This is a genomic window from Streptomyces sp. NPDC031426 (assembly GCF_055581585.1).
This window is the reverse complement of record NZ_JBVIJE010000008.1, coordinates 234,717-248,698: the sequence shown is the minus strand read 5'-3', so window position 1 is coordinate 248,698 and position 13,982 is coordinate 234,717. Positions and strand designations below refer to the sequence as shown.

The window sequence follows — 13,982 nt, the reverse complement described above, 5'->3', positions numbered from 1 at the left end:
CGATGGGTACGGTGGCCGCCATCGGCGCACGGACCAGCGTGTGCGGACTGGCGCTTGCCGGGGTCGACGTCCTCGTGGCGGAGGACCCGGATGCCGTTCGCAGGGCCTGGCGGACGTTGCCCGGCACGGTCGGCCTGGTGATCCTCACGGCCGAGGCCGCCGATGTGCTGGAGGACGCGGCGACGGCGCCGACCCCGGCCCGGCCGTTGACGGTGGTGATGCCCTCATGACCGCTCCGGTTGATGAGCTGGACCCCGTCCGCGCCGAGCTGCTGCGCGCGGCACGAGCCGCTGCCGACGCCACCCTGGCCCGGGCACGCGCCGACGCGGCCGACACCCTGCTCGCTGCCAGCACCTCGGCTGAAACAGTGCTCGCGCAGGCCCGCCGGCTGGGCGAGGCCGACGGCGCCAAGGAGGCGGACCGGGAACGGGTGCGGGCCGCGCAGGAGGCCTGGGAGACGGAACTCGCGGTCCGCGCCGAGGTCTACGCGGTACTCAGGGCCGAGATCCGCGCGGGCGTGCGGCGGGCGCTGGCTCGGGAGGGTGCGGTTGCCCGGGCACACCTTGCTCACCTGGCACGGGCCGCACTGGGTGCGGAGGCAGAGGTCACGACCGCCGCGCAAGGCGGGGTGACGGCCGAAACGCCTGGCCGCCGAGTCGATCTGTCGGCGGACGCCCTTGCCGACGGCGCCCTGGACCGGTTGGGGGTGCGGGCCGAGACGCTCTGGGGACCGCCGTGATCACTCCTGACAACCCGGGGCCGGACCGGTCCGGCGCGGGCACGCCTGCACACGTCGCGGGCGGTGCCCCGACCGCCCGCCGGGCTGATCGCCTCCACATCCTCCGTGTGGCCGGCTCCCTCGTGGAGATCGCCTGCCCTCCCACGGTCGCCATGCACGATCTCGTCCTGCTGGGCAGCGCCGGGCTGCCGGGCGAGGTCGTCGCCATCCACGGGGACACCGCCTCCGTCCAGGCGTACGAGTACACCGGCGGGTTGGCGCCCGGACACCCGGCGGAGCCTCAAGGGCGGCCGCTCACGGTGCGGCTGGGCCCGGATCTGCTCGGTGGCGTGTTCGACGGCCTCCTGCGCCCCCTGGCGGGCGCCGGTGATCTTCTGACGACGAGCGGGCCGGCGACCGCTGAAGCGGCTGCACGGTCGTTCACGCCCCGGGTGGTACGAGGGGAAAGGGTCGGGCCCGGTGGGGTGCTCGGGGACATCGGCGCGCGTGTCCCACTGCGGCTTCTGGTACCCCCGGACCTGTCGGGCGACGTGACGCGGATCGCGTCGGCGGGCGCGTACGCCTCGGACGCCCCGCTCGCCGTCGTAGGCGGAGACGAAGTGCGCATGGTTCAGTCGTGGCCGGTGCGCAAGCCGCGGCCGGTCGGACGGCGCATGCCGGCGGACACGCCCCTGAACACCGGGCAGCGGGCCGTCGACCTGCTCTTCCCCGTGGCGCGCGGCAGCACGGTCGCCGTCCCAGGCGGTTTCGGCACCGGTAAGACCATGCTGCTTCAGCAGATCGCCAAGTGGTGCGACGCGGACGTGATCGTCTACGTCGGCTGCGGCGAGCGCGGAAATGAAATGGCGGACGTCATCGAGGAGTTGGGGGAGCTGACCGATCCACGGACCGGTGGCCGGCTGGCGGAGCGGACCGTGACGATCGCGAACACCTCGAACATGCCGATGATGGCGCGGGAAGCGAGTGTGCACACGGGCGCGACCGTGGCGGAGTACTTCCGCGACATGGGCCTTGACGTCGTCCTCATCGCCGACTCGACCTCCCGGTGGGCGGAGGCGCTGCGCGAGTTCGCCTCCCGCATGGGCGAACTGCCCGCCGAGGAGGGCTACCCCGCTTCGCTCGCCTCCCAACTGGCCGCGTTCTACGAGCGGGCGGCGGCCGTTCGGACGCTGGGCGGCACGACGGGGTCCGTCACGGTGATCGGTGCCGTGTCCCCACCGGGCGGCGACCGCACCGAGCCCGTCACCGCGCACACCGAACGGTTCGTGCGGTGTCTGTGGAGCCTGGACCGCGACCTCGCCTACGCACGGCACTATCCGGCCGTGTCCTGGTCGGAGTCGTTCTCCCGGGACGCAGCCGCGCTGTCGGTCGCACACGCCCGTGCCGGTGACCCCGGGTGGGCCGAGCGGCGCGGGCGCGTCGCGCGGCAGCTGGCGGAGGCGGACCGGCTGGCCGACCTTGTCGAGCTGGTCGGGATCACCGCTCTGCCGCCCCGGGAACGGATCAGTGTGCTTGCCGGGCGGCTGCTGCGCGAGGCCGCGATCCAGCAGAGCGCGCTGTCCCCGGCGGACGCCTACAGCGCCCCGGCGAAGACGGCGGCTCTGGTGGATGCCGTGCTGGCCGTGATCGACCGTTGTCTGGAGGTGGTGGACGCCGGTACCCAGGCGGAGGTCGTCGAGGCGGTCGACTTCAGCCCGTTGCTGCGGGCACGCGAGGCGGCGGGCCCCGCGGAGACAGCTCCGGTGACGGCTGCCCGCGACACCGTGCTGGCCCGGCTCGAGGAGACGGCATGAGCGGCCCGGCGGAGGTCGAGTACACGGGCGTGCGCGAACTGCGCGGTCCGCTCGTGGTCGTCGAAGGGGTGAGCGGGGTGGGCTGGGACGAGTTCGCCACGATCGTGCTCGACTCCGGTGAACGGCGACACGGGCTGGTCCTGGAGGTGGACCGCGACCTCGCGGTGGTCCAGGTTCTGGAGGACACGACCGGCATGAACCGCACCGGCACCCGTGTCGCCTTCTCGGGGTCGCCGATGCGGATCCCGGTCGGTCCCGGGTGGCTGGGGCGGGTGTGCAACGGGCGCGGAGAACCGGCCGACGGTGGACCGCCGGTGCTGGGCGGGTCGTACGAGGCGGTCGGCGGCGCGCCGATCAACCCGGTACGCCGGGAGCCGCCGAACGAACCGGTGCTCACCGGGGTGGGCGCGGTGGACGTGCTGACCACGCTGGTGCGGGGACAGAAGCTGCCGGTGTTCTCGGCCGCCGGGTTGCCGCACCTGGAACTGGCCGTGCAGATCGCCGCCCAGGCGACCTGTGGGGGTGAGCCCTTCGCCGTCGTGTTCGCCGGGATGGGGCTCACCCACGCCGACACGGCGTTCGTCCGTGACGGGCTGGCCGCGCGTTCCGCGGCACGGGAACTCGTCCTGTTCCTCAACACCGCCGACGACCCGGTGATCGAGCGGCTGCTCACTCCGCGGCTCGCCCTGACCGTCGCCGAACACCTGGCGTTCACGGAGGGCCGCCACGTTCTGGTGGTGATGACGGACATGACGGCCTACTCGGAGGCACTGCGCGAGGTGTCCGCCGCACGTGGCGAGATACCGGCACGGCGTGCCTACCCCGGCTACCTCTACAGCGACCTGGCCTCCCTCTATGAACGCTGCGGCAGAATCAGGGGCCGCCCGGGATCGGTCACCATCCTGCCGGTGCTCACCATGCCCGCGGGCGACATCACCCACCCCGTACCCGACCTCACCGGCTACATCACCGAAGGTCAGATCGTGCTGTCCGCCGGTGTCCAAGCGGCCGGCACGTATCCGCCCGTCGATCCGCTGGCCTCGCTGTCGCGTCTGATGCGCAAGGGAACCGGGGCGGGACGCACCCGCGCTGATCATCCGGCCGTCGCCGCACAGCTGATCGCAGCGCTGGCCCGGTCCCGGCAGGTTGCGGAACTCGCCGACCTGATCGGCCGTGCCGCGCTCAGTCCGACCGATCTGCGCCACCTGGACCTCCAGGACGCCTTCCGGGATCGCTTTCTCGCGCAAAGCACCGACGAGGACCGGTCGTTGGACGATTCCCTGGATCGGGCCTGGGAGGTGCTGCTGACCCTGCCGCGCAGCCAACTCGGCATGCTACCGGCCGACCTGCTCGACACCCACGCTCCACCACGCCACGAGGAACGGCGATGAGCCCACGGGCACGCCGGGTCGCGGCAGGGCGGGCCGGGCGCCTACGGCTGCGCCGCAGTCTCGCCACGGCGCTGCGCGGAGCGGACCTGCTCGAACGCAAACTCCGGCTCCTGCTGGACCGCGAGCACACGGCACGCCGGGCTGCCGAGGACGCGCGCCGGGTGTGGGAGGAGAGGCTGGCCGACGCGGAAACCTGGCTGCTGCGCGGGGTGCTGCTCGGAGGCGAACGCGCGCTGGTCGAGGCGGCGCCCGCTGACCGGGCTCGCGTCGACATCCGGTGGGCCGCGCTGATGGGCGTACGCCACCCGACGGCAGTGGAGTGCGCGGCGCCCGTACGCTCCCCGGCGGAACCGACCCCAACCAACACGGCGCTCGCTCACGCCGAGACGGCATACCGCGCCGCGGTCCGCGCGGCGGCGGAGCTCGCCGCCCATCAGGCAGCCGCCGACCTGCTGGCCGCCGAGGCCGGACGGACACGCCGGCGAGTCCGTGCCCTCCGCAGACACTGGATTCCGCGGCTGCGGGCCGAACTGGACGCTGTGGAGCTGGCGTTGGAGGAGGCGGAGCACGAAGAAGCGGTACGACGCCGCTGGGCCGCCATCCGCACGGACCGATGATGTCTGCGTCACGGCTCACCGACGGCGGGCCCGATCTCCACGTGCTTCGCTTCCGTCTTCTTGGCGCCCAGGCCCTCACTGACGGTGAGCATGCCGTCGGTGTACTCGGGCGTGAGGTCGTCCTCGTCGGCACCGGCCGGCAGCGACACGCTGCGGCTCCGCTCGGTCTTCGCTGCGGGCACATCCATTGCAGCGCGGTGGAATCCCCTTCGCCCGGGCCGAAGAGCCCATGCGCGGGGCCCCGAAGTCCCTTGCCTCCTGCACGGGCGCGGCCAGACTGGGACCAAGGAACCTCGACACTCGGCGGCGATCACCATGTCCGACGTCACCACCACCGACCTCTACGAGGTGACCATGGCCATGTCCTACCTCCGGGAGGACATGTGGGCGCCGGCCACCTTCAGCCTCTTCGTGCGGGATCTTCCGCCGGGCCGGGGCTTTCTCGTGGCCGGGGGTCTGGAGTCCGCCCTGGACTTTCTGGCCCGCTTCCGCGTGGAGAGGGACGACGTAGAGAGGTTCGCGGACGCCCTGCACCGGCCCGCCCCGGACCTCGAACCACTCCTCGGGCTCACTTTCGAGGGCGAAGTGCGCGCGATCCCGGAGGGCCGTGTGGTCTTCGCCGGTGAGCCCCTGCTGGAGGTGACCGCACCGCTCCCGCAGGCCCAGCTCGTCGAGACGTACCTGCTGAACCAGCTCTGCCACCAGACGGCGGTGGCGTCCAAGGCGGCACGCTGCGTCCTGGCCGCGGCCGGCAGCGCGGTCGTGGACTTCTCGCTGCGCCGCACGCACGGCCCATGGGCGGGGCTGCAGGCCGCCCGGCTGGGCGCCGTGGTGGGCTTCGCCGGCACCAGCAACGTCGCCGCCGCCACCTCCCTGGGCATTCCGGCGTCGGGCACCATGGCCCACTCCTACATCGAGGCGTTCCCCGGTGAGGAGGAGGCGTTCCGCGTGTTCGCGCGCTGCCACCCCGGTCCGGTCACCTTCCTCGTCGACACCTACGACACGGAACAAGGTGTCAGGATCGCGACCCGGGTCCTGGCCGATCTGCGGCGTGGTCCCGGCTGCGCGATCCGCCTGGACAGCGGCGACCTCGACGCGCTCTCACGCCGGTCGCGCGCCCTGCTCGACGCCGCCGGGCTGACCGATGTACGGATCGTGGCCAGCGGCGGACTCGACGAGTACGGGGTGGACCGGCTGGTACGCGCCGGAGCCCCGATCGACGTGTACGCCGTGGGCACGAAGGTGGGCGTCGCCGCGGACGCCCCCTACCTGGACGCCGCTTACAAGCTCGTCGAGTACGACGGCCGGCCCGTTATGAAGCTGTCCTCGGCCAAGGTCACGGCCCCGGGCCGCAAGCAGGTCTTCCGCCGGCCCGGGCGGCCGGACGTCATCGCCCTGGCGGCCGAGGAACCACCGGACTCCGCACAGCCGCTGTTGTCCACGGTCATGCGCGGTGGGCGGCGGACGGGGGCGCCGGACCACTGGCTGGACGCGCGCAAGCGGTTCCGCGAGGACCTGGCCGGTCTGCCCGACTCGGCGCGCCGGATCGAGAGCCCCGAGCCGGTCCGGCCGGTGCGGTCCGAGGCGCTCGACCGCCTGACGGCCTCGGTACGAGCCGACATCGAAGTCCGCCGGTGCCAGGAGCACCGCACCGCGCCGTCGGACATGAACGGCCCGCATTCCGCCACGCTCTCGGTCTCCGGACACAGACCTGCCACGTGACGACGGAGGGTCGGCGGGCCTCCGGTGGGGACCATCGGCCCCTGGCAGACAGGCGCTGCCAACACCTTCCATGGAAGTGGCGGCGCGATCCTTCTGCGCCACCGCAGGGAGGAGGCGAGGGCGATGTCCGCTCCCGCACCAGCGAAGAACGCGCAGGCCGTCGCGCAGGCCGGTCCAGAGGCAACCGGCACCTCCATGCGCGCCCGCGTGGGCGACGAGATCGTGGTACGTGGGACCACGGCCGGGGTCGTCGCGCGAGACGGCGAGATCGTCGGCCTCCACCATCAGGACGGCAGCCCGCCCTACGACGTACGGTGGGCCGAGGACGGACGAGTGACCCTGTACTTCCCGGGTCCTGACGCGTACGTCCGGCACTTGGTGAGCGGAGGCGGGCATGTCCGGGCCCGGTGACGGCCGACCGATCGTGGTGGGTGTCGATCCCGATCCCGTGCACCGGATGGCACTGGCCTGGGCGGCCGACGAGGCCGCCCGCCGTCGGCTGCCGTTGCGCGCCGTCCACGCGGAGGGCGTGCCCACCAGGGGCTACCGGAGGCAGGAAGTCCCGCCGTCCTGGGAGGGATGGAACGAGGCTCTGCACAAGGCCGGCCAGCAGGTGCTGGGGCAGGCCGTGGACTTCGTCGCGGCCCGGCACCCGCAGCTCCAGGTCGACGCGCTGCTCGCGGAGGGCGACCCGGTGTGGGTGCTGCGCGAGCAGAGCCACGACGCCACCGCCGTCGTGCTGGGATCGCGGCACCTGAGCCGGAAGCAGGAGGTGCTCGGCTCCGCGTCGGTCGCCCTGCCGGTCATGGCCCGTACGCGCTGTCCCCTGGTGGTCGTCCCCGAGCCGGAACACGTCACCGAGGAGCCGGCGTACTTCGTCGTCGGCGTGGACGGCAGCGAGCACTCCGCCGCCGCGGTCGACGTGGCGTTCGAGGAGGCGGCCCTGCGCGGCGCCCGGCTGCGGGCCCTGCTCGTCTGGGAGCCCGGACCGCTGAGGGTCTTCGACGAGCACCAGCCGCAGCAGGAGTGCCGACGGCTCCTCTCCGAGATCGTGGCAGGACGCCAGGCCCGCTGTCCCGAGGTGGACCTGCACCACGAAGTGCTCGTCGGGCATCCCGTCCAGGTGCTCACCGACGCGTCGGCGCATGCGTTGGGCCTGGTGGTGGGGACCCGGGGCCGTGGAGGCTTCGCCGGCATGCTGCTGGGCTCGGTCAGCCAAGGCGTGCTGCACCACGCCCGCTGCCCTGTCATCGCCGTACCGACCCGCGAGTGAACCGGCAGACCGGCACGAAGGGAAGCCGCCGTGACTGCACAACCTCCCGACGTGGACACCGTCACCGGGCTCGTGGCGAACGCCGCGGCGGCGCCCTCGCTGCACAACGCCCAGCCCTGGACCTTCCGCTACCTGCGGGACATCGGTGTCCTGCGGCTGTACGCGGACCTGGAGCGGGCACTCCCGCGGACCGACCCCGAGAACCGCGGCCTGCACGTGGGGTGCGGCGCCGCGCTGCTCAACCTGCGCGTGGCCGCCGCGGCAGCCGGGCTCGCGCCGGTCGTCCGGTTGCTACCGGACCCGGCCTGCCCGGAGTTCCTCGCCGAGGCGCATCTGTGCGGCACGGGAACCCCCGACAAGGCGCTCGCCAGGCTGAGTCCTGCGATCCATCGCCGTCACTCCAGCCGCTTCCCCTTCCGCGAGGAGACGCTCCCCGTCGCCGTGCAGGAGACGTTGCAGGAAGCCGCGTTCGCCGAGGGCGCACAGCTGCTGTTCCCCGGCGCATGGCACGTGCAGTCGATCCTGGAGCTGGTGCGGGACGCCGAGGGCAGGGAGGCGCTCGCGCCGGACGTGCGTGAGGAGACGGCGCGCTGGACGCACACCGGCTCCTCCGGCGATGCCGGGGCCGTTGACGGCATCGCCGCCGAGGCTTTCGGTCCTCGGCAGCGCCACACCTCGGTCCCTGTGCGGGACTTCGCTGTCGGCCGTCCGGTGCCTGAACGCGGCTGGGCGCCCTTCGAGAGGGAACCGAACATCGCCCTGCTGGGTACGGCTCACGACGGGCCCGCGCACTGGTTGTCGGCCGGTCAGGCTCTGGAACGGGTCCTGCTCCAGGCCACGACGGACGGGCTGGTCGCCTCGGTCACTTCCCAGCCCCTGGAGTGGCCCGAGATCCGGTGGGCCGTCCGCGACCCCGTCTCCGCGATGGCTCATGTCCAGATGGTCATCCGGCTCGGTCACGGCCCGGAAGGCCCCGCGAGCCCACGGCGGGCGGTGGCCGAAGTACTCGACGTTCTCTGAGTCGGACCCTGCGAGCGATGGGACAGCGAGGAGAAGCGCATGAAGGTCTCCGAAGTGATGACGGCTCCTCCGGTGTGCGTGGCACCGAGCGCCACCCTGGTCGAGGTGGCCCGGCTGATGGCCGAGAGCGCCGTCGGGTCTGTGCTGGTGGTCGAGGGCGGCGCACTGCACGGCATCGTCACCGACCGCGACCTCGCCGTTCGTGGCACGGGCGGCGGCCTGGACGGGAGGGCCCGGGTGGACGCGGTGATGTCGGCCCGCGTCGTCACGGTCGAGGCCGTCGAGGATCTGGGGGCTGCCTATCGCGCGTTCCGTCGCACGGGGGTCCGCCGGCTTCCGGTCCTGGACGCGGGCCGGGTGGTGGGGGTGCTGACGATCGACGACCTGTTCCTCGACCTGTTCCGGCGGTTCGCCGACCTGCTGGGGCCGGTGGCCTGGAGCGTCCTGCAGGAACCGCCGGGACCGCCCCAGGAGGCCGGAGCCCCGGATGAGCCCTGAACAGACCCGGCAGAACAGGACGGCGCTCCACGAGGACGGTCCGGCGGCGGCCGGCGAGACCGCGGCACAGGCACCACCCGCGGACCGGCCGAGCATCCCAGGACCGCTACGGCCCCAACGAGCTGCCCGGAGCGAGCCACGGCCAGGTCTGGCGTCGGCTGCTCGCCCAGTTCACCGACCTTTTCGCGGTCGTCCTGCTCGTCTCCTCGGCGATCACGTTCCTCGCCTACTGGCTGGGACAGCCCCGGGACCCGGCCACCCTGCAACTGGCCCTGGCCATCCTCGGTGTGGTGCTGCTGAACGCCGGCATCGGTTTCGCACAGGAGTACTCCGCCGAGCGCACCGCGGAGTCCTTGCAGGCGATGGTGCCCCGCACCACGGCTGCTCCCCGGCGACGAGTTGCTGCTCGTGTCGCACGAGGCGACCGAACAGGAGATCCACGCGGCCTTCCAGTGAGCTGGCCCAGCACGGGACCGGCCTCGCGTCACTGCTTCTGGCAGCGCACGATCACCACCGGGCAGCTCGCATGCTGCGACACATGCTGGCTGACGGAACCGAGCAGGGCACGCGCGAATCCGCCCCTGCCCCGGCTGCCGACGACCAGGAGCTCGGCTCCTTCGGCTGCTCTCAGCAGGACGTCGGCGGGGTTGCCGTGCACCACGTGGGTCCGCACCGAGCCGGCAGCTCCCGCGCCGAGCACATCGGTCAGTTCCTGGTTCATCTTCTGCCGGGTCTCGTCCTCGTCGACGTCCATGTCCACGGCGGGCGCCGACCAGCCGTACAGGCCCGGCAGCTCCCACACCGCGACCGCGTCCACGGTGCCGCCGACCAGGCCGGCATAGCGCACGGCCCAGCGCAGGGCCTCGTACGAGGACTGCGACCCGTCGACACCGACCACCACCCGGTGCTCGGAGGCATCCTTGTCCATGCGTCCCACCTCTCCTTCGGTGTCTGTGCCCGCCGGGCCGGTGCACCTCTGTTCTCCACACCGCGGGCCCCTCGCCGCACCGCCAGGGATGAGCATCCGGCGGCATGACGGGCGACGGGAGCAACGGTGCCGTCAGCGCCCGTAGCGCGTCACCCACCCGGGCTCCACCCGCTCCCACTCGCGGTTCCACTGGGCGAGGCGACGGCGGTCGAGGCTGCGGTCGACGGCCCGCCAGACGCCGTAGGCGGCAGCCACACCGCCGAACGCCGTCGCGAAGCCCACCGCCACACCGGCGGTCACCGCGAAGTCCCGGTTCTCGGGGGGATCGGCGATGACCCCGCGGGCGTCGAGCCATACCGTCGCGGTGGCTCCCCGGTGAAGCCATGCCCTGACCGGCGCTATGCCCGTTCGGCTGCCTTCCCGGTCGCTCCAGCGCACCAGCGCATGGAAATCCGGCTGCGCCCCGCGGCGGTCACCGGACGACCTCGCGTCCGTCAGCAGCCGCGCCGCGACGGGATGCAGTCGGGCCGACCGAACCTGCCATACCTGCGTGTAGTGGCCGTACACCGCTTGTCCGGCACCCCACGCCGCCAACGGCAGCACCACAAGGGCGACGACTGTCAGGACAACGCGCAGCCCGCGCTCCAGCCGGTCCACCGGGCGTTCCAAAGGGCTTCGAACACCGGTCCTGCGGGAGGACTCACCGGGCGAGCCGGAGGCGGGCCGGTGACCGGGAGTCCGGGGTGTCCGCATGGCACGGCCTCCGCCCTGGAGTCGTCGGTTCTGTGCGCCCTTCTGACCCTCCCGCCTCGCCAACCGGCCGGACATGGGCCTCACGGTCCTTGTGAGTGCCGTTCGGCCCATCCGTCACGGTGCCCAGGGGATCGATGCTGGGTGTCGACCGTTCCGGGAGGGGCCGATGAGCCGGCGCACCCAAAGCCGTTCCGCAGGGCGACTCCTGCGGTGCTCCGGCGGGTTCTGCCAGGAGCGCTCGGCGGCGAGCCACATCGCCCGGCCATCGGCCCCGTCCGATCGGTTGCTCGCAGCGCGGAAGGCGATCGCATGCTGCTGCCCGACGGCACGTGGAGGCACATCGAGACCATCAGGGTGCAGAGCCTCTTCGGCTGAGTCCGTGCCTCGCTCTCCATCGTGTGCCGATTCCTCGGCCCTTCACCGCCGTTCGGGCACGACCGCGACCGGGCACTGGGCGTGGTGCAGGAGTGCATGGCTCACGCGGCCGAGCTGGAATCCGAAGGCGCTCGTTCGGCGCCGGGCCCCGACGATCACCAGGTCGGCGGCGGCCGACCGGTCCACGAGGACCTTGGCGGCCGGTCCCTCCGGCGTCGCCGGGCGCGTCCGAACATGGGGATACTCGGCGATCGCGGCCTTGAGCCGAGCATCGACGACAGCGGAGGCACGCTCCTCGTACGTGTCCGCCGGCCCTCCTGTACCTATCCGGTTGCCGTTCCTGTCGAAGGCGGGCCTGCGCCAGGCATGCACCACGTCCAGGACACAGCCGCGTACTTCGGCCTCCCGGAAGGCGTACCGCACGGCTTCGGTGCTGGTGTCGTCGGCGTCACCGATGCCCAGCAGGATCCGCTCATGCGTGCCCGCGAGCCCCGCCGGATCGCCTCGGACGACGATCACCGGGCAGTGCGCCCGAGCCGACACGGCCAGACCGACCGACCCGAGAAGCAGTCCCTTGACCTCGCCCCGGCCACGCGAACCAGTCACCAGCGTGAAGGCCTGGGCGCCCTCGTGAACGAGAGCGGCCACCGGGTCCTCGGGGATGATGTCGGTGGTGACCTTGACATCCGGGTTGCGCCGTTCGGCACGATCGGCCGCCGAAGCCACGATGTGCTCGGCCAGCACCTGCTCGGAAGGGCGCCCCGGGCCCACCGAAGGAAGGCCCGCCTCATAGCGCTCCCACAGGGAGGCGTACACGAGCCTCATTGGAGCACCGTGGCGGACGGCCTCGTCCACGGCCCAGTCGACCGCCGTCAGACACGGGTCCGATCCGTCGACGCCCACCACCAGAGGGAGTGTCATCGTCCCCACCGCCTTTCCTGGGTGCCTGGCGGACGGCACCTGGGGGGTGACCTTCACCGTCGCATCCCCGTGGCACAGGTCGCGAGGGCGGTTCGACCCGTGCCGGGGGACCTTCGGCCCCGCTACCGCTCGTGGTTTCGCTCGTACGCCTGCCGCACGGAGGCGGCGACCTGGTCGACCAACCCCGGGAGCGCCGACCGCACCGCTTCGCTCAGGCAGGCGCCGAGTTCGACGTCGGCCACCTCCATGGCGTGCACCACGAGACTCGGCGGCAGCTGGTCGAGGGCCTCCGCCAGGGCGAGGCACTCCCCGAGGCCGAGCGCATGCGTACTCGCCGTACCCGCTGTTCGGGCGGCGGCGTCCGCCGCCGTGAGGGTGTGCAGCTCCCCTGGCCGGCTCGGCCGTGCGCGGAGCGCTTCCACCACGACCACCGTGTCAGCGCCGCGCCACAGGTCGAGCATGCGGGCAGGTTCACCGTCGCTGGCCGTCAGGACGGTTCCGTCGGGAACCCGGCCCCGCAAGGCCTCCACAGCTGCGGGGCCGACCCCGTCGTCGCCACGCAGGAGATTGCCCACGCCGATCACCACGACCCGCCCGCTCATGCGCGTTCCACGGTCACGTCGAGGAAGTGGGCGGCGCAGGAGATGCAGGGATCGTGGTTGCGGATGGCCCGTTCGCAGAGACGAGTCAGTTCCTCGTCGTCGGCGGCGGGTCCGGGCCCGTCGAGGCGAGCCTGGACAGCTCTGCGCACGTCCTCCTCGATGGCCGTCTGGTTCTGGGCCGTGGGCGGGACGATGCGGGCCTCGGTGAGCGTGCCGTCCTCTGTGAGCGCGTAGCGGTGGTACAGCAGGCCCCGGGGCGCCTCGGTGGCCCCGACGCCCACGCCCCGGCGGGGCGGGACCTCGACGGCCGGCCGGGGAGGTCGTTCGTATGCGTCGATGATCCGCAGGGCCTCCTCCACGGCCTGCACCACTTCGATGGCCCGTACGACGATGCTGCGGAAGGGGTTGTCGCAGATGGCGCGGGCCGCGGGATCACCGAGACCGGCTTCCCTCGCCGCCTCGGCGGCCACGGGATGCAGCCACTGGCCGTTGATCGCGTAGCGGGCCAGCGGGCCGGTGAGGTAGCGGCGGCCGTCGAGCGTGGCCGTCAGGGCGGTGGAGTGGGGTACCTGCCCTTCCCGGACGTGCTGTTCGAAGTCGGACAGGGGGATCGGGTGCGGCGCCCGGCCGTTGTCGGCAACGGCCATGACCGCCGGTGTTCCGGTGTCGATGGCGTACCGGCCGGGGTCGCGCAGCGCGAACAGGTCGTGGTCGCACACCGCGTCGGGGAAGTCGAACGCCGCCACCCACCGGACGGTCTCCAGCGCGTCGTCCCGGGCTTGCCGCAGCCGTTCCGCCAGAGGACGCAGCTCGTCCGGTGCCGGCGTCCGGTAGAAGCCGCCGATCCGGACGTTGACCGGGTGGATGGGGCGTCCGCCGAGCTGTTCGACGATCGCGTTGCCGGCCTGCTTGAGCCTCAGGCCGCGCTCGACGGCGGCTCGTTGGTCGCGGGCGAGTTCCACGACGTCGGCACGCCCCAGGAAGTCCGGGGCGTGCAACAGGTAGATGTGCAGGGTGTGGCTTTCGATCCACTCGCCGCAGTACAGCAGGCGGCGCAGCTGCGCGAGGGGGCCGTCGACCGTGACGCCGCTGGCGTTCTCGATCGCCTGGCAGGCGCTCATCTGGTAGGCGACCGGGCAGATGCCGCAGATGCGGGCGGTGATGTCAGGGGGTTCGGTGTGGCCCCGGCCGGTCAGGAAGGCCTCGAAGAAGCGTGGGGGTTCGTAGATGCGCAACCGCGTCTCGGCGACCGTGTCACCCTCGACGCGCAGGTGGAGGGCGGCCTCGCCTTCCACCCTGGCCAGCGCGTCCAGCCGCAGGACGCGGGTTCCGCGATGGTTCATGCGAGCC

At 72.6% G+C, this 13,982-nt stretch carries 15 protein-coding genes and 2 pseudogenes; 11 read left to right on the top strand and 6 right to left on the bottom strand.

The annotated features are described in order from the left end of the window. Window positions 1-2 precede the first annotated feature (2 nt). From ACZ5NH_RS18920 to ACZ5NH_RS18900, 5 genes are all read left to right on the top strand, one after another. Window positions 3-230, top strand: a complete 228-nt coding sequence (locus ACZ5NH_RS18920) for a V-type ATP synthase subunit F (protein ID WP_468776620.1) — start codon at window positions 3-5, stop codon at window positions 228-230. Then, complete coding sequence (locus ACZ5NH_RS18915) at window positions 227-739, top strand: hypothetical protein (protein WP_468776618.1); 513 nt, start codon at window positions 227-229, stop codon at window positions 737-739. Before ACZ5NH_RS18920 ends, ACZ5NH_RS18915 begins: the two co-directional genes overlap by 4 nt. A gap of 107 nt (window positions 740-846) precedes the next feature. Next, window positions 847-2,532 (top strand): V-type ATP synthase subunit A, encoded by a 1,686-nt coding sequence (locus tag ACZ5NH_RS18910; RefSeq protein ID WP_468776616.1) that lies wholly within the window; start codon window positions 847-849, stop codon window positions 2,530-2,532. Then, on the top strand, window positions 2,529-3,923 hold the full coding sequence (locus ACZ5NH_RS18905) for a V-type ATP synthase subunit B (protein ID WP_468776615.1): 1,395 nt from the start codon (window positions 2,529-2,531) through the stop codon (window positions 3,921-3,923). The genes ACZ5NH_RS18910 and ACZ5NH_RS18905 overlap by 4 nt, the downstream gene beginning before the upstream one ends. Further along, window positions 3,920-4,540 carry a V-type ATP synthase subunit D gene (locus ACZ5NH_RS18900; RefSeq protein WP_468776613.1) on the top strand — a complete coding sequence of 207 codons (621 nt, stop codon included), beginning with the start codon at window positions 3,920-3,922 and terminating at the stop codon, window positions 4,538-4,540. The genes ACZ5NH_RS18905 and ACZ5NH_RS18900 overlap by 4 nt, the downstream gene beginning before the upstream one ends. 8 nt (window positions 4,541-4,548) lie before the next feature. Here ACZ5NH_RS18900 and ACZ5NH_RS18895 read toward each other — a convergent pair whose 3' ends face one another. Next, the gene (locus tag ACZ5NH_RS18895) at window positions 4,549-4,728 is read right to left on the bottom strand and encodes an Hsp20/alpha crystallin family protein (RefSeq protein ID WP_468776611.1); all 180 of its coding nucleotides are present in this window, start codon (window positions 4,726-4,728) and stop codon (window positions 4,549-4,551) included. A 127-nt stretch (window positions 4,729-4,855) separates the two neighbouring features. On the opposite strand from ACZ5NH_RS18895, the gene ACZ5NH_RS18890 reads away from it, so the two are divergent. The 6 genes and pseudogenes from ACZ5NH_RS18890 to ACZ5NH_RS18865 all read left to right on the top strand — a co-directional run. Further along, on the top strand, window positions 4,856-6,262 hold the full coding sequence (locus ACZ5NH_RS18890; protein ID WP_468776610.1) for a nicotinate phosphoribosyltransferase: 1,407 nt from the start codon (window positions 4,856-4,858) through the stop codon (window positions 6,260-6,262). A gap of 195 nt (window positions 6,263-6,457) precedes the next feature. Continuing rightward, window positions 6,458-6,640, top strand: a pseudogene (locus ACZ5NH_RS18885) (DUF1918 domain-containing protein); the annotation flags it as partial. Window positions 6,641-6,656: 16 nt separating this feature from the next. Continuing rightward, a complete protein-coding gene (locus ACZ5NH_RS18880) occupies window positions 6,657-7,535 on the top strand; it encodes a universal stress protein (RefSeq protein WP_468776608.1) in 879 nt (292 codons plus the stop codon). A 30-nt stretch (window positions 7,536-7,565) separates the two neighbouring features. Further along, window positions 7,566-8,555: an Acg family FMN-binding oxidoreductase gene (locus ACZ5NH_RS18875; RefSeq protein WP_468776606.1), complete on the top strand. Its 990-nt coding sequence runs from the start codon at window positions 7,566-7,568 to the stop codon at window positions 8,553-8,555. Window positions 8,556-8,594: 39 nt separating this feature from the next. Continuing rightward, window positions 8,595-9,053, top strand: coding sequence for a CBS domain-containing protein (locus ACZ5NH_RS18870; RefSeq protein ID WP_468776604.1), 459 nt, complete (start codon window positions 8,595-8,597; stop codon window positions 9,051-9,053). Continuing rightward, window positions 9,050-9,256, top strand: a pseudogene (locus tag ACZ5NH_RS18865) (cation-transporting P-type ATPase); the annotation flags it as partial. The gene ACZ5NH_RS18870 and the pseudogene ACZ5NH_RS18865, both read left to right, overlap by 4 nt. Before the next feature lie 281 nt (window positions 9,257-9,537). Here the strand turns inward: ACZ5NH_RS18865 and ACZ5NH_RS18860 are convergent. The 5 genes from ACZ5NH_RS18860 to ACZ5NH_RS18840 all read right to left on the bottom strand — a co-directional run bounded on the left by ACZ5NH_RS18860 (window position 9,538) and on the right by ACZ5NH_RS18840 (window position 13,975). Continuing rightward, a complete protein-coding gene (locus ACZ5NH_RS18860; protein WP_468776603.1) occupies window positions 9,538-9,981 on the bottom strand; it encodes a universal stress protein in 444 nt (147 codons plus the stop codon). A gap of 132 nt (window positions 9,982-10,113) precedes the next feature. Beyond that, on the bottom strand, window positions 10,114-10,734 hold the full coding sequence (locus tag ACZ5NH_RS18855) for an Rv1733c family protein (RefSeq protein ID WP_468776601.1): 621 nt from the start codon (window positions 10,732-10,734) through the stop codon (window positions 10,114-10,116). A gap of 417 nt (window positions 10,735-11,151) precedes the next feature. Continuing rightward, a complete protein-coding gene (locus tag ACZ5NH_RS18850) occupies window positions 11,152-12,030 on the bottom strand; it encodes a universal stress protein (protein ID WP_468776600.1) in 879 nt (292 codons plus the stop codon). A gap of 122 nt (window positions 12,031-12,152) precedes the next feature. Beyond that, window positions 12,153-12,632 (bottom strand): hydrogenase maturation protease, encoded by a 480-nt coding sequence (locus ACZ5NH_RS18845; protein WP_468776598.1) that lies wholly within the window; start codon window positions 12,630-12,632, stop codon window positions 12,153-12,155. After that, the gene (locus ACZ5NH_RS18840; RefSeq protein ID WP_468776596.1) at window positions 12,629-13,975 is read right to left on the bottom strand and encodes a Ni/Fe hydrogenase subunit alpha; all 1,347 of its coding nucleotides are present in this window, start codon (window positions 13,973-13,975) and stop codon (window positions 12,629-12,631) included. The genes ACZ5NH_RS18845 and ACZ5NH_RS18840 overlap by 4 nt, the downstream gene beginning before the upstream one ends. Between the last annotated feature and the right edge of the window lie 7 nt (window positions 13,976-13,982).